The organism is Stenotrophomonas sp. P5_A9, from assembly GCF_056400525.1.
The window spans coordinates 1-22,349 of sequence record NZ_JBFULC010000063.1 but is presented as its reverse complement, the minus strand read 5'-3'; the positions used below and the strand labels follow the sequence as shown (position 1 = coordinate 22,349).

At 68.5% G+C, this 22,349-nt stretch carries 16 protein-coding genes; 1 reads left to right on the top strand and 15 read right to left on the bottom strand.

Going from position 1 to position 22,349, the window contains the following annotated elements; genetic code table 11:
* Window positions 1–118 precede the first annotated feature (118 nt).
* From trpA to trpB, 3 genes are read right to left on the bottom strand one after another with little or no spacing between them, the layout of a single operon-like run.
* Window positions 119–925, bottom strand: a complete 807-nt coding sequence (gene trpA, locus AC1DR7_RS16890) for a tryptophan synthase subunit alpha (RefSeq protein WP_256774729.1) — start codon at window positions 923–925, stop codon at window positions 119–121.
* Between the two features lie 7 nt (window positions 926–932).
* The gene (locus AC1DR7_RS16885; protein WP_478051377.1) at window positions 933–1,622 is read right to left on the bottom strand and encodes a hypothetical protein; all 690 of its coding nucleotides are present in this window, start codon (window positions 1,620–1,622) and stop codon (window positions 933–935) included.
* Window positions 1,619–2,836, bottom strand: coding sequence for a tryptophan synthase subunit beta (gene trpB / locus AC1DR7_RS16880; RefSeq protein ID WP_256774626.1), 1,218 nt, complete (start codon window positions 2,834–2,836; stop codon window positions 1,619–1,621). The genes AC1DR7_RS16885 and trpB overlap by 4 nt, the downstream gene beginning before the upstream one ends.
* 95 nt (window positions 2,837–2,931) lie before the next feature.
* Here trpB and AC1DR7_RS16875 point away from each other — a divergent pair, with 95 nt between their 5' ends.
* Complete coding sequence (locus tag AC1DR7_RS16875; protein ID WP_457319430.1) at window positions 2,932–3,825, top strand: LysR family transcriptional regulator; 894 nt, start codon at window positions 2,932–2,934, stop codon at window positions 3,823–3,825.
* 140 nt (window positions 3,826–3,965) lie between these two features.
* Here the strand turns inward: AC1DR7_RS16875 and AC1DR7_RS16870 are convergent, their stop codons facing one another.
* The 12 genes from AC1DR7_RS16870 to prmB all read right to left on the bottom strand — a co-directional run bounded on the left by AC1DR7_RS16870 (window position 3,966) and on the right by prmB (window position 22,169).
* Entirely contained in the window at window positions 3,966–5,069 is a 1,104-nt protein-coding gene (locus tag AC1DR7_RS16870) for a toxic anion resistance protein (protein WP_256774624.1), read from the bottom strand.
* 58 nt (window positions 5,070–5,127) lie between these two features.
* A complete protein-coding gene (locus AC1DR7_RS16865) occupies window positions 5,128–5,850 on the bottom strand; it encodes a hypothetical protein (RefSeq protein WP_256774623.1) in 723 nt (240 codons plus the stop codon).
* Window positions 5,847–11,201 carry a DNA repair ATPase gene (locus AC1DR7_RS16860; protein ID WP_478076566.1) on the bottom strand — a complete coding sequence of 1,785 codons (5,355 nt, stop codon included), beginning with the start codon at window positions 11,199–11,201 and terminating at the stop codon, window positions 5,847–5,849. Before AC1DR7_RS16860 ends, AC1DR7_RS16865 begins: the two co-directional genes overlap by 4 nt.
* Window positions 11,202–11,325: 124 nt before the next feature.
* Window positions 11,326–13,347, bottom strand: coding sequence for a flotillin family protein (locus tag AC1DR7_RS16855; RefSeq protein WP_256774621.1), 2,022 nt, complete (start codon window positions 13,345–13,347; stop codon window positions 11,326–11,328).
* Window positions 13,344–14,024, bottom strand: a complete 681-nt coding sequence (locus AC1DR7_RS16850) for a hypothetical protein (RefSeq protein ID WP_457319131.1) — start codon at window positions 14,022–14,024, stop codon at window positions 13,344–13,346. Before AC1DR7_RS16850 ends, AC1DR7_RS16855 begins: the two co-directional genes overlap by 4 nt.
* 222 nt (window positions 14,025–14,246) lie before the next feature.
* Window positions 14,247–14,903, bottom strand: coding sequence for a phosphoribosylanthranilate isomerase (locus tag AC1DR7_RS16845; RefSeq protein WP_256774619.1), 657 nt, complete (start codon window positions 14,901–14,903; stop codon window positions 14,247–14,249).
* A complete protein-coding gene (gene truA / locus AC1DR7_RS16840) occupies window positions 14,900–15,673 on the bottom strand; it encodes a tRNA pseudouridine(38-40) synthase TruA (protein ID WP_256774618.1) in 774 nt (257 codons plus the stop codon). The genes AC1DR7_RS16845 and truA overlap by 4 nt, the downstream gene beginning before the upstream one ends.
* A gap of 103 nt (window positions 15,674–15,776) precedes the next feature.
* Window positions 15,777–17,807 (bottom strand): motility hub landmark protein FimV, encoded by a 2,031-nt coding sequence (locus tag AC1DR7_RS16835; protein WP_457319132.1) that lies wholly within the window; start codon window positions 17,805–17,807, stop codon window positions 15,777–15,779.
* Between the two features lie 87 nt (window positions 17,808–17,894).
* Window positions 17,895–18,920 carry an aspartate-semialdehyde dehydrogenase gene (locus AC1DR7_RS16830; RefSeq protein WP_457319133.1) on the bottom strand — a complete coding sequence of 342 codons (1,026 nt, stop codon included), beginning with the start codon at window positions 18,918–18,920 and terminating at the stop codon, window positions 17,895–17,897.
* Between the two features lie 171 nt (window positions 18,921–19,091).
* Window positions 19,092–20,147: a 2-hydroxyacid dehydrogenase gene (locus AC1DR7_RS16825; RefSeq protein ID WP_457319134.1), complete on the bottom strand. Its 1,056-nt coding sequence runs from the start codon at window positions 20,145–20,147 to the stop codon at window positions 19,092–19,094.
* Window positions 20,140–21,243, bottom strand: coding sequence for a chorismate synthase (aroC, locus tag AC1DR7_RS16820; RefSeq protein WP_478051961.1), 1,104 nt, complete (start codon window positions 21,241–21,243; stop codon window positions 20,140–20,142). Before aroC ends, AC1DR7_RS16825 begins: the two co-directional genes overlap by 8 nt.
* Entirely contained in the window at window positions 21,240–22,169 is a 930-nt protein-coding gene (gene prmB / locus AC1DR7_RS16815; protein WP_256774613.1) for a 50S ribosomal protein L3 N(5)-glutamine methyltransferase, read from the bottom strand. Before prmB ends, aroC begins: the two co-directional genes overlap by 4 nt.
* Window positions 22,170–22,349: the final 180 nt, after the last annotated feature.

Sequence of the window (22,349 nt, the reverse complement as noted above, 5' to 3'; positions counted from 1 at the left end):
CAAGCAAGGCGCCCACGAGCCCCCATGGACGGGTTTACGTGCGTGTCCCGGGCGCGGCTGCCCGCCTGCCTCTGCACAGTTTCACGTATGCGGATCGGAGATCGAGGGCGCCGCTTGATCAGGCTTGGTCGAGCGCAGCACGCAGCGGCGCGAGGAAGGACTGTGCGGTCTGTGCGGCAGCACCTGCATCGGCACCTTCGGCAAGTGCGGCTACCAGGGCGCTGCCTACTACGACGCCGTCGGCTTCGACGGCCATGGCCGCGGCGCTGGCCGCATCCTTGATGCCGAAGCCGGCCACCACCGGTACCTGCGAGCGGCTGCGCAGGTCGCGCAGGCGGGCGCTGGCGGCGCTGCTGTCCAGACGGTCGGACGCACCGGTCACCCCGGCGAAGCTGACGTAGTAAAGGTAGCCCTGGGCCATTGCGGACAAGCTGTCCAGCCGCGCATCGGCGGTGGTCGGCGAGGCCAGCAGGATCAGCGCCAGGCCGGCGGCGGTGAAGATCTCACGGGTTTCAGCGGCCTCTTCCGGCGGCAGGTCGACCAGCAGCACGCCATCCACGCCGGCGGCGATCGCGGTCTGCGCGAAGCGCGCGGTGCCGTGGATCTCGACCGGATTCAGGTAGCCCATCAGCACCACCGGGGTGGTGGTGTCGTCGCGGCGGAAGGCGGCCACGGTTTCCAGCACGTAACGCAGCCCTGCCCCGCGCGCCAGCGCGCGCTCGGAGCTGCGCTGGATGGTGGGGCCATCGGCCATGGGGTCGGAAAACGGCACGCCGAGTTCGATCACGTCGGCGCCGGCGGCGGCCAGCGCATGCATCACCGGCACGGTGGCCTCCAGGCCCGGGTCGCCCGCGGTGATGAAAGGAATCAGCGCCTTGCGGCCGGAGGCGCGCAGGCGGGCGAAACAGGCATCGATACGGTCCACGGACATTTCAGGCACATCCTTCAATCAGTTCAACGGCGCCGCTGGCGCCCCAGTACAACTTCGAAATCACCCCGTCGACGATCTCCAGCCGGATCGCAAGATCCGAACCGGGGTCCTGCCAGGTGAGGTACTCGCCGGTTTCAGGATCGTAAGCGTGCGGCTGCGCGGTGCTGCCCCTGGGCAAGCGCTTGAGCGCTTCGGCACGCGACATGCCCAGGCGCAGCCCGAACGGACCAGGCTGGGTGATGGTCTCGTCCGAACCGTCGAGCAGGGCCAGGTCGAAGCGCGCCACATGCCCGTCATCGACCATCATCGACACGCCTTCGGGCAGGCTGCCGCGCTCGTAGTACTCGCAGCTGCCGAGCTGGCCGCCCTCGCTCAGGCCCGCCGAATGCCATTGCGCATCGGCATCCTCGGCGCTGAAACGCTGCCCGATCACCACGTCGCCGGCATGGTCCAGCGCTACCGAGACCACCGCGGGTGCGGCGTCGTTGTCGGTCGCTGTGGGCGCGGGCTCGGGATCGTCTTCGATCGGGCGGTTGGCGATGTCATCGTCGTTGCTGGCCGGCACCTGCGCCGGTGCAATCGCCGCCGGGGCCGACGGCGCGGCGGGCAGCAGCGGCGGATCCGGCGGGGTGCAGGCAGTCAGGCCGACCACGATCAGCAGCGCACTTCCCTGGCGCAGCAGTGGGTTCACAGCATCAAGCCCTCGCGGGCGGCGATGGTATGCACGTCCTTGTCACCGCGACCGGACAGGTTGCACAGCACCAGCTTGTCGCGGGGCAGTTCGCGCGCCAGCTTGATCGCCTGCGCCACCGCATGGCTGGATTCCAGCGCAGCCAGGATGCCTTCGCTGTGCGCCAGCTGGTGGAAGGCGGCCAGGGCTTCGTCGTCGGTGATGCCGACATACTCGGCCCGGCCGGCGTCAGCCAAAAACGCGTGCTCCGGGCCGACGCCAGGGTAATCCAGGCCGGCCGAGACCGAATGGGTCTCGGTGATCTGCCCGTCATCGTCGCAGATCACATACGTACGGTTGCCGTGCAGCACGCCGGGGCGACCGGCGGCGATGGACGCGGCGTGGCGACCAGTGTCGATGCCATCACCGGCCGCTTCAGCGCCGACGATGCGCACCTGGCGATCGTTGAGGAAGGCATGGAACAGGCCGATCGCGTTGCTGCCGCCGCCGACGCAGGCGGTGATCGCGTCGGGCAGGCGGCCGTAATCGGTGAACATCTGCGCCCGGGCTTCACGGCCGACGATGGCGTTGAAGTCACGGACCATGCGCGGGTACGGGTCCGGGCCGGCCACGGTACCGATGATGTAGAAGGTGTCGCGGACGTTGGTGACCCAGTCGCGCATCGCTTCATTGAGCGCGTCCTTGAGCGTGGCCGAGCCGGAGGTCACCGGCACCACCGTCGCGCCGAGCAGCTTCATGCGGTAGACGTTGATCTTCTGCCGCTCGATGTCGGTGGCGCCCATGTACACCACGCATTCCAGGCCCAGCCGCGCGGCCACGGTCGCGCTGGCCACGCCGTGCTGGCCGGCGCCGGTCTCGGCGATGATCCGGGTCTTGCCCATCCGCGCGGCCAGCAGGGCCTGGCCGATGGTGTTGTTGATCTTGTGCGCGCCGGTGTGGTTCAGGTCTTCGCGCTTGAGCAGGATCTGCGCGCCGCCGACCTGTTTGCTGAGGCGTTCGGCGTGGTAGATCGGGCTGGGCCGGCCCACGTAGTGGGTGAGGTCCTTGTCGTAGGCGGCGATGAAGGCCGGATCGCGGCGCGCCTGGTCGTAGGCGGCAGCCAGCTCCTGCAGCGGCCCGATCAGCGTTTCGGCGACGAAACTGCCGCCGTAGCGGCCGAAATGGCCCTGGGCGTCGGGGTAGGCGTGGAAATCAACGATGGGGGATGCGGACATGTCGCGACAGCCGGTGGAGACAGGCTGCCAATTTAACGCACCTGTCATGACAGGAATATCGATAATATCTCCGACAACCTGTCAGGAAAACTCACATGACCGACAGCCCCCTGCCGCCGCTCAACGCCCTGCGCAGCTTTGAAGCGGCCGCCCGCCTGGGCGGGGTCGGCCGCGCCGCCGAAGCCCTGCACGTCACCCATGGCGCGATCAGCCGACAACTGCGCCTGCTGGAGGATCACCTGGGCGTGGCCCTGTTCGAGCGCGACGGCCGCGGCCTGCGCCTGACCCGCGCCGGCGACATCCTGCAGGCGGCCTGTGCGGGGGCTTTCGGACAGATCCGCGAGGCGGTCACGGTGCTGCAGCGCCAGCAACGCCCCGAGGCGCTGGTGCTGGGGTGCAGCGGCAGCATCCTGGCGCGCTGGATGATTCCCCGCCTGCAGACGCTGCAGGCCGACCTGCCCCAGCTGGCGCTGCATTGGTCGGCCCAGGACGGCAGTTTCACCGATGCACAACAGGCCCTGGACGCGGTACTGCTGCTGGCCCAGCCGCCGTGGCCGCGGCGGTGGCAGGTGCGTGAGCTGGCCCCGGAACGGGTCGGGGTGGTGGTCAGCCCGCAGCACCCGGCGGCGGCACGGCTGCGTCAGCACCCGCCCTCTGCACTGCTCGGCGAGCCGTTGCTGCACACCACCTCGCGGCCGCAGGCGTGGCCGGCCTGGGCGGACGCACACGGGGTGGACCCAGCCCGGTTGCAGCTGGGCACTAGCTTTGACCACCTGTATTACCTGCTGGAGGCGGCGGTCGCCGGGCTGGGCGTGGCGATTGCGCCGGAGCCGTTGGTGGCCGACGAGCTGGCTGCCGGACGCCTGCTGGCGCCGTGGGGGTTTGGCGCCACCGGCGGGTTCTGGGTGCTGGCGACACCGGAGGGTGCACCGGATCCGCGGGTGGATGCATTGGCCGAGTGGCTGGCCGCGCAATTGGCGCGCGGCTGACGCGAGCCCGCGATTGCCGACCGTAGATCCACGCCATGCGGGGATGCCGGGCGGCGCGTGGCGCGTTTTCCTGAAGGGCCATGCTGCTGCACAGAGAGCAGCCACGCATGGCGTGGCTCTACCGCAGTGCGCGGCGGGCGTCAGCCGGCGGTCGGGGCGGCCAGGCGCTGTTGCACGTCTTCGCGGAGGCGCGCGAGTTCGACTTCGGCCTGCTGGCGCTGCTGCATGCCGTCGCGGTGGATGCTGCGCACCTCTTCGACCGTGGCGATCAGCTGCTCGTGCACGTGGCGCAGCGTGGCCACGTCGATCACCGCACGCTGGTTGGCCTTGGCGGTGTCCACTGTGGTCTGGCGCAGCAGGTCGGCGTTGCGGCGCATCAGGTCGTTGGTGGCATCGTCGATGGCATTGGACAGCGCCACCGCGCTCTTCTGCTCGCTCAGCGACAGCTGGATCGCGAACTGGCGCTTCCACGACGGGATGGTGATGTCACGGACCGTGTTGAACTTCTCGATCAGCAGGATGGCGTTGGCCTGGATCAGGCGGATCATCGGCAACGATTGATCGGCCGCGTGCTGCATCACCACCAGATCGCCGATGCGCTTGTCGAGCAGGCGGATTGCGTTGTCCAGTTCGCCCTGGCGGATGCGCACCTGCGGATCGTCCTGGCCGAGCGTGGCCTGCTGCTCGCTGCGCAGCTCGCTGATCCGACGCTTGCCGGCGGCGATGTGCAGGCCCAGCGCGTGGCGCTCCTCGCGCACGATGTCGTGCATTCGGTCGAACTCGCCCACGCGCTGCGCCATCAGGGTCTGCTGGCTGCCCACATCACCCATCAGCTGCTCGATCTGGCGATTGGTATCGCTGAACTTCTGCACCAGCTCGCCCTTGGAGGCGCGCAGCTTGTCGATCAGCCCGCCGATCACCGGCACCTTCGAGCGTTCGGCCAGGCCATCGAGCTTGAGCGAACGCGCAATGCGCACCACCTCGCCCAGCTTGTCGCCGCTGGCATCCAGGTCGCGGTTGCGCACCTGGTCGAGCAGCTGGCTGGAAAACGCGGCGGTCTTGGCGGCCGCATCGCGACCGAATACCTGCAGGTTGCCGGGACGGATATCTTCCAGGCCACGGCCGATCGCGTCGATCTTCGGCAGGTCGTCACGACCCAGGCCGAGCGCCTGCAGCGCGGCATCGTCCAGCGCATCGACGGGGGTGACAGACAGCGCCTGGGTGTCCTGCGGGTCCTGGGTCATCGGTGGATCTCCATGCTGGGCGGCGGCCGTCGGTGGCACACCGGTAAGAACAGGGGGTTCATCGGAGTCTAGCCTGCGCCGAGGCGACCTCGGCGGCGATCTGCGCCTGCAGCGCCGCGGCCTGCTGGTTGTGCCGGGTCTGATCCTGCGCCTGCCGCGCCAGGGCGGCTTGTCTCCACGCCGGCAGCAGCACATCGGCGATGCGCCGGAAGCGCGCCAGCAGCGCGTCGTCCTGCGCCTGCAGCAGCTGCCATTGCCCCCCTTCGCTGCGCTGCAGTGCCGCCAGCCGGCGCAGGTGATCCAGGCGCTGGGCGAACACGGCGTGCTGTTCGGTATCGGGCAGGCTGGGCAACTGCAGGCTGCCAGCGTCGATCCAGTGCTCCAGCGCGACGGCGGCCTGTTCGGCGGCCGCGATCGCGCTCTGGCGCTGCATGGCGCGGGCCTGCAGCGCACGTGCGCGGTCTTCGGCCTGCACCAGCAGCACGCCCAGCTGCGGTTGCAGCGCATCGGCATCGCGCTGGCGCTCAACGTCGCGACCCAGCAGCCGTCCCCACCAGCCGGCCCGGCGACGCAGCTGCGCCGGATCGGCCGATTGCAGCGCCAGCGCGATCCGCGCCAGCACCTCGATCAATCCAGCGGCGCTGCCGTCCTCGCTACCGCTGCCCTGCCCCTGCGCATGCCGTGCGATGGCATCGAGCAGCGGCTGCGCATACGCCGCCAATGCCGCCACCGTCCGGGTGTCGCCATCGAGCTGCGCGGGCGCGGGCAAGGGCACGGTCATGCGTGGGCGTCATCCACCGAGGTGTCGTCGCGCGGCGGCACCGCCGATTCGCCGTAGAAGTGGCGCATCAAGGCTTCATCCAGCGCGCGCTCTTCCGGCGTGCTGGCCCGGCGCGGTCGCAGCCGCTGGCGCGGTGCCGGCTCGGCGTCCATCTGCTGGCGCACCCAGCCGGCCAACAGGGCCAGCGTCTCGCCGGTGCGCACCTGCTGTTGGTGCGATTGCCCAAGCAGCTGCAGCAGCGGTGCCAACCCGGCCTGCAGGCCATCGGCGAGCGGTTCGGCCAGCGGCGGCGCGGGGGTGGGTGACGCGGCAGCGACCGGTTCTGCGCGCGCGACTGACAGCCGTTCCAGCGCCGACAGCAAGGCTGGCCAGGGCGCCGGTTCCACCTCGGCCTGCGGCGCCGGCGGCGGCAACTGCAGCGCGCTGGCGATGTCGGCCAGCTGCGCCACCATGCGTCCCCCGACATCGCTGTCGCCGGCGCCCATGGCCTTGTTGCGCAGGAAATCGCGCTTGATCTGCTGCCAGCGCGCCAGTTCCTCCCCCTGCAGCAGGCCGCGCAGTTCAGCCAGCTTGAGCAGGTTCTCCTCGGCGCCGGTGGTGAGCAGCTGGGCTTCGCCGAGGTAATGGTCGGAGACCAGCTGCTGGAGCTCGGCCTCGTTCATCACCGGGGAGATCTTTTCCGACAGCTTGTTCATGTTGCGGTAGCTGCCCTGCAGCCGGAACGGCGGTTCCGTGCGGTAGCGGTCGTCCTGCGCGGCGCTGGCGATGTACCGCTGGTTGACCCGGTAGACCACGTCGCGCACGCGCAGCATGCGCTGCAACGTGGCCACGATCTCATTGACCTCCGCGCCACTGTAGGCATGGCTCAGCGCGTTGGTGGATAGCTCCTTGCCCATCGCACGTTCGACCAGCAGGTACAGGTCGGCCATGTCGCGAGTGGCCAGCGGCGCCAGCACCGGATTGGAGGTCAGGCTGTTTTCGATGTAGCTCAGGGTGAAGGCATCTTCCATGCCGCCGAGCACATCGCCAAGGTTGTAGATATCGGCGCGGTTGGCGAGCATGTCTGGAATCTTGAACACCTCGCCGGACTCGGTATACGGGTTGCCGGCCATGACCACGCAGAACTTCTTGCCGCGCATGTCGTAGGTCCGGGTACGCCCGCGCCACACGCCCTCGATGCGGCGGGTGCCGTCGCACAGTGAAATGAACTTCTGCAGGAACTCCGGGTGGGTGTGCTGGATGTCATCGACATACAGCATGGTGTTGTTGCCCATCTCCAGCGCCAGGTTGAGCTTTTCCAGTTCCTGCCGCGAGGTGGCGTCCGGCGCCTGCGCCGGGTCCAGCGAGCGTACCTCGTGGCCGAGCGCCGGCCCGTTGATCTTCATGAAGACCAGGCCAAGCCGGTGCGCCACGTATTCCATCAGCGTGGTTTTGCCGTAGCCCGGCGGGGAGATCATCATCAGCAGCCCCATCAGGTCGCTGCGCTTGTTCTCCCCGACCGTGCCCATCTGCTTGGCCAGGTTGTCGCCGATCACGCCCAGGTAGACATCGTTGATGAGCTTGTTGCGCACGAACGAAGACAACGGCCGTGCCTTGAACTCGGACAGGCGCAGGGTATCTCGTTCGCGCGCGACGATGCGCTGGCGTACCGCCTGGTAGGCGTGGAACGCCGGGACGAACACGTCGTTGTGGTGCTGCAGGCGGGCCAGGAAGTCATCCAGCGACAGGTTCATGCGCCCCTGCACGATGCGCGGATGCTCGCCCAGCAGCCCGTCAACGCTGACCAGCAGGGCCGTCTCGCTGGCGCGGGTGCGCAGTGCCCGCTGGACCAGCAGCAGTGCTGCCGCTTCGTCGGCGTAGCCGGCATGGTCGGTGAAGGCCGCAGTGCGGCACAGCGCGCGCAGCCACTGCCCGGCCAAGGCCCAGCGCGTGGTCAGCCCATCCTGCTCGCGCTGCAGCGCGCGCTCCACGCTTTCGCGTTGGCCCGCGGCCTGCAGCTGCTGCCCGAGCGCGTCCAGCAACGCCAGCGCGTAACGGCTGCTGGCAAAGACCGGCTCGCCGGCAGACAGTTCATCGCCCAGGTACGCCGCCGCGGCGAGGTGCTCGGCAGCGTTGAACGGCAAGCTCTGCTCATCATTGAACGCGGCCAACGCGTGGGCCATCTCCGCACGCAAGGCGAGCTGGCCTTCATCGGACCCGAACAGGCGTGCGATCGCGTCTGCGCCGGCCTGCCGTGCCGGCCACTGCGCCACGTCCTCGCGACGCTGCTGCGCCGCCCAGAACAGCATCGCCAGTGCGCGCACGCGTGGGGCATGCCGCAAGGTCCCCGCCGCCTGCTGCAGGGGCAGCAGCGCGCGCAGGATGGTGGCGGCATCGTGGTCGTGGATACCGCGTTCGTAGCCTTCCCGATAACGCGGTGCGGCGAAATCACGCACGCTGCGGTCCAGCGCGTCCGGCTCGGCCGCGCTGTGCTGCAGCGTGGCCAGGTCCAGCCCCTCGCGCCCCTCCATCGCCGCGCGCAACACGCTGCCGGCCAGGTACTCGCCGCGGTACAGCGTGGCCGATTCCGAATCCAGGCTGAGCTGCCAGTACGGCTTGAGTTCGGCCAGTTCCGGGTCGTGCAGGGTCTCCAGGAAATCGGTGCCGGTCAGGTGGATGGCCAGTTCGTCGCCGCGCGGCAGGATGGTCAGGTCCAGGGCCTGGGTGTTGACGCTGAAACGATGGCGCGGGCCCAGCCGCACCACGTTGCCACCGGCTTCGAACAGATCGCTGCGGTCGCGCAGCGCGCGCACGGCCTGGTCGCGCACACCCTTCAGGCGCGACTCGATGTCGTCGGCCTTGACGCTGTCGCGCAGGCTGCGCAGGCGCTCGGCCAGTTCACGCAGCTTGAGGATCAGCGGATCGCCGGCAAAGAACGCGTTGAGCTCGTCGGTGGTGGCGAAGCGCTCGGTGCGTTTGGCCAGCCCGTCGAGGATGCGGTTGGCCGCGTCCAGCACCGAGCGCGCCTTGCGCTGGCGTTCGTCCTGCAACGCCTGCTTGTGCGCTTCGAAGGCCTCGATCAGTTCTTCGCGTTTGGCCAGGATGTCGCCGAGGAACTGCTCATGCTCACCGAACTGGCTTTCCAGCTCCTCCAGCTGGACCAGCAGGCGCGACATCTGCTCGTCGGCACGCTCCGGATCGGTGGCCATCGCCAGGGCACTGGTGATGGCCTGGGAGAACAGCGCGAACTGCGYGGCGAACTGCGCCACCGCTTCGGCCGAGCCGAGGCTGCGGCGGCGTTGCTCGGCACGTGCACGGGTCTGGTTGAGGCGTGCGTAGATTGCCGAGATCGCCTCGACCACGCGGGTGCGTGCGGTGGCGTCATCGACCTTCAGGCCGGCCATCAGCTCGGACAGCATGTCCAGGTCGGCCGACATCGCGCGCAGCCCGGCCAGCTGCTCATCCAGTACGCGCGCGCTCTCAGCCTCTTGCGCGGCCGCGTCCAGCACCTGCAGGCGTTCGCCCAGCGGCGCCAGCGCGGCGTCGCCGGCGAGGAACTCCCCGGTGGCCGCCCCGATGCTGTCCTGGGCCTGCTGCAGGCCGGCGGTCATCGCATCGATCAGGTCGGTGTCGATGTAGCGGTAATCGCGGATGGTAAGCAGGTGGCCGCGTTGGGCCGAGATCGCGTTGAGCGCCTCGACGAAGGCCTGCACCTGCGTCCAGTTCTCCGGCTGCAGGCGCGCGAGCAGGGCCTTCTGCGCACTCTGCGCCTGGGCCATGGCCTGCGCGGACTGCGCACGGATCGACTGCACCTTTTCGTACTCGTCCAGCACCGACTCGCCGGTGCTGCTGACGTCGCGCAGCAGGCTGGCGGCGCCGCTGCACTGTTCATCGTCCAGCCAATGGTGGGCATCGAACAGGCGGCGGGTGTCCTGCACCAGGCGCTGGTAGCGCTGCACCGAGGCGTCCCCGCCCTCGATGGTCCGGGCCAGGTCGAAGAGATTGGAGATGCCGCGCACCAGTTCGGCATTGCCGATGCGGCCCATGAAGGTATTGCCGGGCGGCCGGCTGGCGGCGAACTCATCGCTGCTGAAGGGCGTCTGCCAGACCTGCATGGCGTGGATGCGGGTGGGCTCGCTGCCCTCGGCGTGGAACAGCACCATGCGCCCATCGTGCATGAACGCGTAGCCGTGACCGAACACCGGGTTCTGCAGCACGCGCTGGATGGTGTTGTAGACGAACAACGCCGAGCGGCCGCCTTCGCGCTCGTAGAAGATGTACAGCACGTCCTCGCCGTTGGGCGAGCGGATGGCACGCTTGAACTGCATGCCGTCCATCGCCGCGTCGAAGGCCTTGTGCTCGCCGTTCTGCAGGTAATAGCCGCCGGGGAAGATGATGCCGTGGTCTTCAGGCAGCTGCACGCAGGCCTGCACGATGGCATCGTTGCGGGTGATGTTGCCGGTGAGGGTGTTGTAGATCAGGCCGCGCCATACGGTCTCGCGGTACGGCAATACCTTGAGCAGGATCAGTGACCCGACCCGGGCGAATTCGAACTGGGCATCGTCCAGCGACTGGGTGCTGTCCTCGACCGGTTCGCTGTAGACGCCCTGCCCGCTTTCGGTGTTGTTCTCGACCTTGATCGTCAGGTCGCCACCGGTGGTTTCCACGAAGAGGGTGTCGAGGATGTTCAGATGCGCGTGGCGACCGGTGACGGCCATGTCGCGGGTGGCGCGGCTCCACTCGAAATCGAACGGTGGCGGCAGCGCGATATCGCGCTCGCCACGGGCATCGAGGTAGGTCAATTCGCCATCGCGGGCCAGCGCCCAGCGGAATACGCGTACGTCGCTGCTGCGTTCGCCGATCTGGAAGGCAGCGAGCAGCTTGTCGCCGATCACGATCAGCTGCAGCAGGCGCGCGTGCTTGTAGTAGGCGTAGAGCTCGCCGAAATCGTGCACGAAGCCGGGCTGGGCCAGGAAACTGCCCTTGGCCTCCACCGGTACGACGTCGTAGCCGTCGTTGGCCTGCACCAGCCGGTACAGCCCGAACACGTCCTCGACCCGGGTCTGGGTCTTGAGGCCGATGAAGACGTTGTAGCCGAACAGCAGCAGGTCCGGGCCGACCTGGACGATGTCGCGGCCGACGCAGTTGTTCTCGCTGCGGATGCGGAAGCGCCCGGTGACCTCCAGCCGGCTGTCGCCGAACTCGGCCAGGCGCTGCCGGTTCAGGGCATCGGCGACCGTGCGCAGGCGGCTACCCTGCTCGTCCAGGCGGCGGCGCAGCACTTCATAGGCGCCGCCTTGGGCGACGGCCTGGTCGACGCTGGCGGTGGCGTCCGGCACGGACGGCTCGGGACGGTTGGCGGTATCGGACATCGGCTTCCTTCCGGCTCACGGACAACCGGCCGGGCGAGCCGGCCGGGGATGGCGTGGCGGCGGCATCAACGCCACCGCCGGGGGCGGAGCGCGCCTTCTCGGGCGGCGCTCCGATACCGCTGACTCAGCGGGTTTCGACCACGTCTGCGGTCACGACCGTGGGCGTCGCGTCGACCACCTCTTCAGGGATCTGCCGCGGCGCTTGTTCGCGCGGGGTCACGCCGAGGTAGCGCTGCATCAGGTCCTGCACGATCGGGCTCTTGCCGGCCAGGCCTTCGATGGACTTGCCCAGCGAGACGGCCTTGATCAGGTTCTCGAACATGCCGCCGTCGCCGCCGACCAGGTCGATGTCGGCATTGCGCAGCGCGCTGGCGATGACGCCGGCGTTTTCGCGCGAGACTTCCTTGCCGGCTTCGATGGACGCCAGGGCCTGGGTGAGGCTGTTGTCGAGCATCATGCGGAACTCTTCATGACCGCGCGCGGTGTCGCTGAGCGAGGCGATCGCCTCGAACTTGCGGACCAGGCCCTCGGCCTCGGCGAGCAGCTTCTTCTGCACCACGCCGGCTTCGGCGCCACCGAGCGACTCGGTCGCGCTGGCACGGGCGCGGCCCATCTGCTCTTCACCCTGGGCCTGGGCCTGCAGGTTCTCGGCGAGCACGCGGGCCTCGTTGGTGCCCTGCTTGAGGTTGGCATCGGCCTTGGCTTCGATCACGCGGGCCTCGGCGATGCCGACCTTTTCGATGGCCAGTGCCGACGCTTCGCGCACCTGTGCCTCGGCCAGTCCGGGGGCGGCCTGTTCGGCGCGGGTACCATCGGCCAGCAGGCGCTTGGCTTCGGCCTGCTTGCCGGCCGCCTCGTGCTCGGCCTGGGCCAGCGTGGTGATTTCCACCGCGCGGTGCTTGGCCGCGGTCTCGCCGGCCTGCGCTTCCTTGACCTGGCGCACCAGCAGTTCCTGGGCCTTGCCTTCGGCTTCAAGGATCAGCACCTGCTTCTGGCGGTCGGCCTCGGAAACTTCACGCACTTCCTTGATGCGCTCTTCTTCCTGCGCCACGGTCTTGTCGATGGCGATGCGCTCGCGGGTGATGTTGGCCACGTCCATCTTGCCGGACTCGACCACCTTGTCGCGCTCCACGCCCTGCAGCTGCACTTCGCGCTGGGTGGTGACCTGCTCCAGCTGACGCGCGCGCTCGACCCGCTCGGATTCGATGGCCACCGCGCGCTGGCGGTTCTGCTCGGCCACTTCGACTTCACGCATGCGGTTCTGCTCGCGGATTTCGATCACTTCCTGCGCTTCGATGCGGGCCTGTTCGGACAGCTGGCGCTGTTCTTCCTGGACCTTGGCGGTCTCGGCTTCCTCGCGGGCGCGGATGGTATCGATCTCGCGCTTCTGCCGTGCTTCGGCCTCGGCCTGCTGGCGCTCCAGCGCCAGCAGCGCTTCGCGCGCCTCGACGTTCTTCTTGGTGATGGCCAGCTTTTCGTTCTGTTCGAGCTCGTTGGTCACCACGTTGTGGGTGGCGGTGAGTTCGGTGATCTTGCGGATGCCCTGGGCGTCGAGGATGTTGTTCTGGTCCAGCAGCAGCTTCGGGGTCTGCTCCAGGTAATCGATGGCCACGTCTTCCAGCGCGTAGCCGTTGAGGTCGTTGCCGATCACCGCGATGATCTCGTCGCGGAATTCCTGGCGCTTCTCGAACAGTTCGGTGAACTCGAATTTCTTGCCGACCGTCTTCAGCGCTTCGGAGAACTTGGCGTTGAACAGCTCATCGACCGCGTGCTTGTCCGAGGCGCGATCGGCGCCGATGGCCTTGGCCACGCGCAGCACGTCGGCCTGGGTTTCGTTGACGCGCAGGTAGAAGGCCACGGCGATGTCGGCGCGCATGTTGTCGCGGCAGATCAGGCCTTCCTTGCCACGGCGGTCGATCTGCAGGGTGATCAGGCTGATCCGCATCAGCTCGGCGCGGTACAACACCGGGATGATCAGCGCACCGGTGAAGTGCACCTTCGGCTGGGAACTCATGTCGTTGACGATCAGGGCCACGCCCTGGTCCACCTTGCGATAGAACGCCTTGAACAGCCCGGCGAGGCCAAGCAGGAGGACCAGCAGGATGCCGACCCCGATCACGAACGGGGCCAAGGTCGCAAAACTCATCGGTGGATCTCCTTATCGCCCGGGATCAGGCTGTCTTGGATGGAAAGCGCGGGGTGGTCGTTTTCACGCACCACCAGGTAATGGTTGTGTTCGGCCACGTAGTCCAGCAGCACCACGCGCTCGCCGCGCACCAGGGTGGCGCCCTCACGCGAACGCACCTGCAGGATGAGGCCGGCGCCGCCGTCATCGACGTTGGCGTAGCCGCTGCCGGCAGTGACCTGCGGCGAGGCAACCACGCCGACACGACCCAGCAGCGAGGCCTGCGCGACCGGGCGCAGGCGCAGCAGCAGGCGTCGGATCGGGCGCAGCACGATCACGCTGAGCGGCACGGCGGGAATCAGCGCAAGTACGGCGGTAACGCTGCCCGCCAGCCACCGCAACGGCGTCGGCAATGACTGCAGCAGGAACAGATGCACGAAATAGGTGGCGGTCCACCCGAAGAAGGCCAGCAGCGCGATCACCAGCATCACCGGCGCGCCGCCCAGGCCGAGCCGCGAAAACATGCCGGAGATACCGTGCAGGCCGTCATCGCCCAGGTGCAGGTCCATGCCGTCGTGGGCGATGGCGTCATCGACCATGCCGCACGCGGCCAGCAGCCAGTACAGCACGGCGAACGCCAGCACGATGCTGTAAGGCAGCGTGGGGAACGTCAACGCGACAGTGAGGAACTCGTTCATTCCATGTCTTCCTTGCGATGGCGGCCGACCTTTCCCCCGGCTGCCTCCTGTGGGCGCGCGCTCCGGCGTGCCCGTCTACGCGCCGTCCCAGCCGCGCCATGTCCTGTCGATGCTACGTGAAATTTGGCGGTGCGCCCATAGCAACGCCGCTACGCGTTGCGCAGCAGGGAAAAAGGGTGTCGGCAAAGGCCCCCGGGCCGACGACAGGTCGGCCGGTACGGCTCAATCAGCTTCGTGGCAGTCCGCGCGGCGGACTTCCTCGACGAACTTGCGCATCTTGTAGCCGTCCTTGATGCCCGGCTCGGACTCGATGCCGCTGGATACGTCCACGCCCCACGGCAGGGTCGCCACGATCGCGTCGAACACGTTGTCCGGGGTGATCCCGCCGGCGAGCAGGAACGGCCGGTGCAGGCCGGTGGGCAGGCGGGTCCAGTCGAAGGCCACGCCCGTACCGCCGCCGCCGCCGGGGGCGTGGCTGTCGAACAGGAAGCCGGCCGCGCTCGGGTAACGCAGTTGCAGCTGGCGCGCGTTGACCTCATCGCGGCCGCCCATCGCCACGGCCTTCAGGTAGGGCATGTTGAAGCTGCGGCAGAACGACTCGTCTTCCTCGCCATGGAACTGCAGCAGGGTCGGACGCACGGTACGCAGCACTTCGCGCACCTCTTCCTTGCTGTTGTCGCGGAACAAAGCCACCACATCGACCATCGGCGCGATCGCCTGCCGCATCGCCCGCGCCTCGGCCGGGGCGACCCGGCGCTTGCTCTCACGGGCGAAAATGAAGCCGACCGCGTCCACGCCCAGCTCCCCCGCCAGGCGGACATCGCCAGCGCGGGTCATGCCGCAGAACTTGATACGGGTGCGATAGAAAGAGCGGCTCATAAAGTGACCTCGGCGGGCAGTTGCCAGTTGTCGGGGTACAAGGGTCCAACGAACACCAATCCCTGCGGCGGTGCAGTCGGCCCGGCCACGGTGCGGTCCTGGCCAGCCAGCAGCTCGCCCATCCACGACACCGGTTTGTCCCCGGATCCGACCAGGATCAGTGAACCGACGATATTGCGCACCATGTGATGAAGGAATGCATTGGCCTGAACGCAGACCTCCACCACCTCGTCCTCGCGCCGGACGCTGATCGCCTGCAGCTCGCGGCGGGCATGCAGGGCCTCGCACTGGATGCTGCGGAAGGCGCTGAAGTCGTTTTCGCCCAGCAGCGCCTGCGCCGCCGCATGCATCCGCCCGGCGTCCAGCGGCCGTCGCTCCCAGCTCAGGGTCTGCCGGTGCAGCGCCGGGCGTACCTGGCGGTTGAGCAGGCGGTAGCGGTAGCGCCGGGCCCGCGCCGAGAAACGCGCGTGGAAATCCTCGGCCACCGGCACGCACCAGCGCACCGCGATCGAACGCGGCAGGCGGGTGGTGGTGCCCAGGGTCCATCCGCGTGGATCACGGGCGACGTCGGTGTCGAAGTGCACCACCTGGCATTGCCCATGCACGCCGGCATCGGTACGGCCGGCGCAGGTGACCTTGATCGGGGCGTCGGCCACCGAGGACAACGCCTCCTGCAGGCTGGCCTGCACGCTGGGACAACCGCTTTCGCCCAGCTGCTGCCAGCCCTTGTATTCACTGCCGTCGTACTCCACGCCCAGTGCGTAACGCATGCTCAACCTCTGTTGCATCGGGGACCGGCGCGGGAGCGACCGGTCGTAATCTCAGGCCGGGTCGCGTGCGGCCCACACCGCCAGCGGCCTCAACCGGTCGCGCTCACCCCAGCCGCGCCAGCAGCTCGCGCGCCTGCGCCTGGCTGTGCGGATCGGCTGCGGCGACCACGTCCTGCAGCAGAGTGCGCGCGGTTTCGGCATCGCCCAGGTCCAGGTAGGCGATCGCCAGTTCCAGGCGATCGCGACCGGCGGCCGGTACGCCGTGGCTGCTGTCGAGGTCGCTGCCGGTGCCGACGTCGAACGGTGCGAGGGCATCGTGAGCGGTGTCGGTGTCGGTCTCGGTGTCAGGGTGGGTGTCGACACGGGCGTCGGCGGCTGCGTTGCCTTCGTCGGGGAATTCGAACACGCCGCGGAACGCGGGCTGCGCGGCGGCCTCCAGCGCGTGCACCGGCGTCGGATCGACCGGACTATCGAGATCGGCGGCAGCGTAGCTGCGGGGGTCCGGGTCGGTGATGACGTCATCGACGACGGTGATATCGCGGTCCACGCCGTCCACCGTATCAACGGCGGCGGCGCGGTAACCCGGCTCAGGCTCGAGACTGAACACCGGCTCGCGGCGTCCACCATCAAGCACATACCCCGGCGGCGTTGCGTAGTCCTCGGTGACGTCCTCGACCGGATCGGCATCGTGCGGCTCCTGCTGCGCAGCCAGTTCGTCGACGTAATCGGTCGCGGGCACCGCCGCCGCCAAGGCGGTGGCATCCAGTCCGTCGCGACGCAACGGCGGCAAGGGTGACGGCTTGCGGCGACGGGCCACGGCCCAGCCGGCTACGACCAGCAACAGCACCGCCAACCCCAGCCAGTACCAGCCCGCACCGCCGGCCTCGCGCGCAGCCGGGGCCTGGCCCAGGCGCTGCTGGGCCGCGGCCAGGTCGCTGTCCTTCATCGCGATCAGCGACTGCTGCTGCTTCTCCAGTTTTTCGAGTTCGGCCACGCGGCCGCGCAGCTCCTGGATTTCGGCATCGCGGGTGGCGACATCTTCCTTGGCCTGACGCAGTTGTTCGTTGCCCAGCATGTCACCCTCACTACCGGCAGCGGTGCCGGTGGTTGTCCCTGCATTGTTGTCGGTGGCGGCGACCGCCGGGGCGATCTCCAGCCGTGCACCGCCGGCAGCGGCCGGCGCCGTGGCCGGGCCGGGGCTGGCGGCCACGCCGCTGCTGGCCGGCTGCGGGATCGCTGCACGCGACTGGCGCCATTGCGCGGCATGCTCGCGCACGATCGCCGCCGCTTCATTGGCGTCGATCGTCGCGGCGTTTCCACCGGCGGGGCTGCGCAGCACCGCGCCCTGCTTGAGCAGGTTCACGTTGCCACGGATGAAGGCATCGGGATTGGCGCGCAGCAGCGCAATCATCGCCTGGTTGCGGTTGATGCCCTGCCCGCGCGCCACGCTGCCGGCAATCTGCGACAGCGTCTGGCCGCGCTGCACGGTGATGCTGCCATCGGCGGCCACGCTTGCGGGCGCGGGTGCGGGTGCGGGTGCAGGGGCGCGCGGGGTGCTGTTGCGCGGCGGCACCGGCACGGCGCGCGATGGGGTGGGGGCGGCTGCAACCGGGGTGGCCGGCTCAGCCGTCGGCACCGGATCGGGCTCGCGCACGATGGCGTTGGACATCGCGCCGGCCGGGGCGACGATCTCCGGTTCGGCCACGGCCAACGCGCTGTTGGGCGCATCGACCAGGGCGGAGTATTCGCGGACCAGGCGGCCCTGGCCCCAATCGGCTTCGATCAGGAAGTTCAGCGAGGGCGTGGTGACCGGGGCCTGCGTGCTGACCCGCACCACCGCCCGCCCCTGCGCGTTCTGGGTGAGCTCGAACTGCAGCTCACTGACCAGCCCGGCCGGGCGTTCCAGCCCGACCCGCGCGAAGGTGACCGGCGAGGCCAGGGCCACGCGCAGGTTCTGCAGCTCGGCTGGATCGGCCGAAATCACCGGAATTTCGGCCAGCAACGGCTGGCCGGGTTTGGACAGCACCCGGATATCGCCCAGCCCCAGGGCCATGGCGGAGCTGCTGGCCAGGGCCAGCAGCAGCGTGGACACATACTTGAGCGGGCGCAATGCGCCCGGAGCCCGGTTGTTCATGGCGGCCAATATAACGGCTCCCCCCGTGATCGGCGATGGTTCAATTGCAGCGGCCGATGGCATCCCCATGCCATCGGCACTGCGCGATCAGCCTTCGGCGGCGACCAGTTCGGCCAACTGCACGGCGTTGAGGGCGGCGCCCTTGCGGATGTTGTCCGACACGATCCACAGGTTCAGGCCACGCGGGTGCGAGAGATCCTCGCGGATCCGGCCGACATACACCGCATCGTTGCCCGAGGCGTGGGTGACCGGGGTCGGGTAACCGCCGGCTTCGTGCTTGTCGACCACTTCCACGCCGGGCGAGCGCGACAGCAGTTCGCGCGCGGCCTCCGGGGTGACCTTGTCGCGGGTTTCGATGGTCACCGCTTCGGAGTGGCCGTAGAACACCGGCACGCGCACCGCGGTGGGGTTCACCAGGATGCTGTCATCGCCAAGGATCTTGCGGGTTTCCCAGACCAGCTTCATCTCTTCCTTGGTGAAGCCGTTGTCCAGGAAGTCGTCGATGTGCGGGATCAGGTTGAAGGCGATCTGCACCGGGAAGCGCTGCGGGTCGATCTGCTGGAAGCTGAGCAGCTGGCCGGTCTGCTTGCCGAGTTCTTCCAGCGCCGAACGCCCGCCACCGGACACCGACTGGTAGGTGGCCACGTTGATGCGCACGATGCCGTACTGGCGGTGCAGCGGGGCGAGCGCGACCAGCATCTGCATGGTCGAGCAGTTCGGGTTGGCGATGATCCCGCGCGGGCGGTGCTTCAGCGCATCGGGGTTCACTTCGGAGACCACCAGCGGCACGTCATCGTCGTAACGGAACGCCGAGGAGTTGTCGATCACCACCGCACCGGCGGCGGCGAACTTCGGGCCGAACTCCTTGGACACGCTGCCACCTGCGGAGAACAGCGCGATGTCCACGCCGGTCGGGTCGAAGTCGGCCAGGTCCTGGACCTTGATCTTGTCGCCCTGGAAGTCGATTTCGCCACCGGCCGAACGCGAGGACGCGAGCAGGCTCAGCGTGGCGATCGGGAAGTTGCGCTCGGCCAGGATGGCCAGCATGGTTTCGCCGACAGCACCGGTGGCACCGACGACGGCGACGTGGAAACGACGATCTGGATTGTTCATGAGAACCTCTTGTTGGGGTGCCGACCTGCGGTCGGCAGCTACCGTGCTTTGGGGATGTGTACCAACCAACGGTTGATACCTACCGGAATTTGAAAGGGGTGTGCCAACCGACGGTTGGTACCTGCCACGCGCTGGGTTCGGGGAACCTCGCCTGCTGGTCGCGGAGGTTCCCTATCGTTTTGCGTCGTCGATGTTTTTGGCGCCCACGGTCGCGCCGCCGGCAACGGCGGCTTTCACGGCGTCGGCGTTGATCGCGCTCGGCGGGTTGCCGGCATGCGGGCCGAGGCCCAGCGCGGCGGTCAGGTTGTCCACCGCCAGCTGCACCATCGCCCGGCGCGTGGCCCGGCTGGCACTGCCGATATGCGGGGTCAGCACGATGTTGTGCAGGGCCAGCAGTTCCGGGCGTACCGTGGGCTCGCCTTCGAACACGTCCAGCCCGGCCGCTGCCAGGCGACCGTTGGCCAGGGCATCGGCCAGCGCGAGCTCGTCGACGATGCCACCGCGGGCGATGTTGACCAGGGTAGCGCTCGGCTTCATTTTCGCCAGCGCGTCCGCATCGATGATGTGGTGCGAGGAGGCGTTGTAGGGCAGCACCAGTACCAGGTGGTCGACCTGGGTGAGCAGGGTCTCCAGGTCCACGTACTGCGCGCCAACCTCGGCCTCGGTGGCCTCGGGCAGCCGCGAGCGGTTGTGGTACAGCACGCGCATGCCGAAGCCGAGCGCACCGCGCCGGGCGATGCCCTGCCCGATCCGGCCCATGCCCAGGATGCCCAGCGTGCTGCCGTGGATGTCGGCGCCGAGCATGGTCTGGAACGACCACTGGCCCCACTGGCCCTCGCGCAGCCAGCGTTCGGACTCGGTGATGCGCCGGGCGGTGGCCATCAGCAGCGCGAAGCCGAGGTCGGCGGTGGTTTCGGTCAACACGTCCGGGGTATTGCTGGCGAGGATACCGGCGGCACTGAGCGCCTCGACATCCAGGTTGTTGTAGCCGACGCCGACGTTGGCGATCGCGCGCAGCTGCGGCGCATTGGCAATCTCGGCCGCGCCGATGCGTTCGTTGAGGGTGATCAGCGCGCCGTCCACGCCTGCCAGCCGCTCGGCCAGCTGCTGCGGCGTGTAGCGGGTGACCTCGGCGGCCATGTCCAGGTCGACATGCTGCCCGAGCTGTTCGACGACGTCATCGAACAGCGGCTGGCTGACCCAGACCCGGGGACGCCGATCAACCATCGATCGTGCCCGGAATGCGCGGGGTGATGTCGCCGACATCGCCACACTGGGCGCGGTGGCGCAGCGCCTGGTCCATCAGCACCAGCGCCATCATCGCCTCGGCGATGGGCGTGGCACGGATGCCGACGCAGGGATCGTGGCGACCGGTGGTGATCACCTCGACCGCGTTGCCGTCGGCGTCCACGGTCGCGCCGGGCAGGCGCAGGCTGGAGGTCGGCTTGAGCACGATCGAGGCGGTGACCTGCTGGCCGGTGGAGATGCCACCGAGGATGCCACCGGCATGGTTGCTGGCAAAGCCCTCGGGGGTGATCAGGTCGCGGTGTTCGGTGCCCCGCTGGGTGACGCTGGCAAAGCCGTCGCCGATCTCCACGCCCTTGACCGCGTTGATGCTCATCAGCGCGGCGGCCAGTTCGCCGTCGAGCTTGCCGTAGATCGGCTCGCCCCAGCCCGGCGGCACGCCATCGGCGACCACGTTGACGCGCGCGCCAACCGAATCACCGGACTTGCGCAGCGCATCCATGTAGCTCTCCAGCGCCGGCACCTGTTCGGCGGCCGGCCAGAAGAACGGGTTGTCTTCCACCGCCGACCAGTCGTGCCCGGTCGGGGTGATCTCGCCCAGCTGGGAAAGGTAGCCGCGCACGGTCACGCCGAAGCGCTGCTGCAGCCACTTCTTGGCAATGACGCCCGCAGCCACGCGCATGGTGGTTTCGCGCGCGGACGAGCGGCCGCCACCGCGCGGGTCGCGGATGCCGTACTTCTGCCAGTAGCTGTAGTCGGCGTGGCCCGGGCGGAACTGCTGGGCGATGTTGGTGTAGTCCTTGCTGCGCTGGTCGGTGTTGCGGATCAGCAGCGCGATCGGGGTGCCGGTGGTACGCCCTTCGTACACGCCGGACAGGATCTCGATATCGTCGGTCTCGCGTCGCGCCGAGGTGTGCCGGCTCTTGCCGGTGGCGCGGCGCTGCAGGTCGTGGGCGAATTCATCGGCAGTGATGTCCAGCCCCGGCGGGCAGCCATCGATCACGCAGCCGATCGCCGGACCGTGCGATTCGCCGAAGGTGGTGACGGTCAGCAGTCTGCCGAAGCTGTTGGAACTCACGGCCGCTGCGCTGCCAGTTCGGTGATGCGGGCGCTGTGGGCGATCAGTTCACGGCATTCGACGGCGAAGATGCCCATCTGGCCAACCTTGAATTCGACCCAGGCAAAATCGACTTCCGGCAGCAGCTTGATCAGGTGCTGCTCGGATTCGCCCACTTCGCAGATCAGCAGACCGTCTTCGCTGAGGTGCAGCGGGGCGTCGCGCAGGATCTTGAGCACCAGGTCCAGGCCATCATCACCCGCACGCAGGCCCATTTCCGGCTCGTAGGAGTATTCCTTCGGCAGGGCATCGGTTTCGTCATTGGTGACGTAGGGCGGGTTGGTGACGATGAGGTCGTAATGGCGGCCGGTGAGGCCGTTGAACAGGTCGGACTTGAGCAGGGTGACGTTGTGCGCCTGCAGGCGTTCCTTGTTCTCATGCGCCAGCGCCAGGGCGTCGTCGCTGAGGTCCACGCCGTCCACTTCCCAGTTGGGGTAGTAGTGGCCCATGGCGATGGCGATGCAGCCCGAGCCGGTGCACAGGTCGAGGGCGCGATGGACGTCGCGGCCGGCGAGCCACGGCTCGAAACCGGTTTCGATGAGTTCGGCGATGGGCGAGCGCGGCACGAGGGCGCGGCTGTCGCTCTTGAAGCTGAGGCCGGCGAACCAGGCTTCACCGGTGAGGTAGGCGGCCGGGAGGCGTTCGGTGATGCGGCGTTCGAACAGGGCCAGGACCTCGGCCTTCTCCGGGGTGGTCACGCGCGCGGCGCCGTAGGCCGGACCGAGGTCGTGCGGCAGGTGCAGGCTGTGCAGGACCAGTTGGGTGGCTTCGTCCAGGGCGTTGTCGTAGCTGTGCCCGAAGGTCAGCCCGGCGGCGTTGAAACGGCTGGTGCCGTAGCGGATCAGGTCGATGATCGTATGGAGTTCGGCGGCCGTTTCGGCAGTCATGGCAAGGCAACAGACAAAGTGGCCCCCGATTATAGGCGACCCCATGCCCCCCGGCATCCGTTGCAGTCGAAAGTGGTTGTGTTGGGGGTTGGGGCGTTGGAGGCCTGAAGCAGGGTCAAGGTCAACGTCCACGGCGGTGCCGCGTTGTCTGCTGGCCGGGTCGGGGGGGGGGGGGGGGGG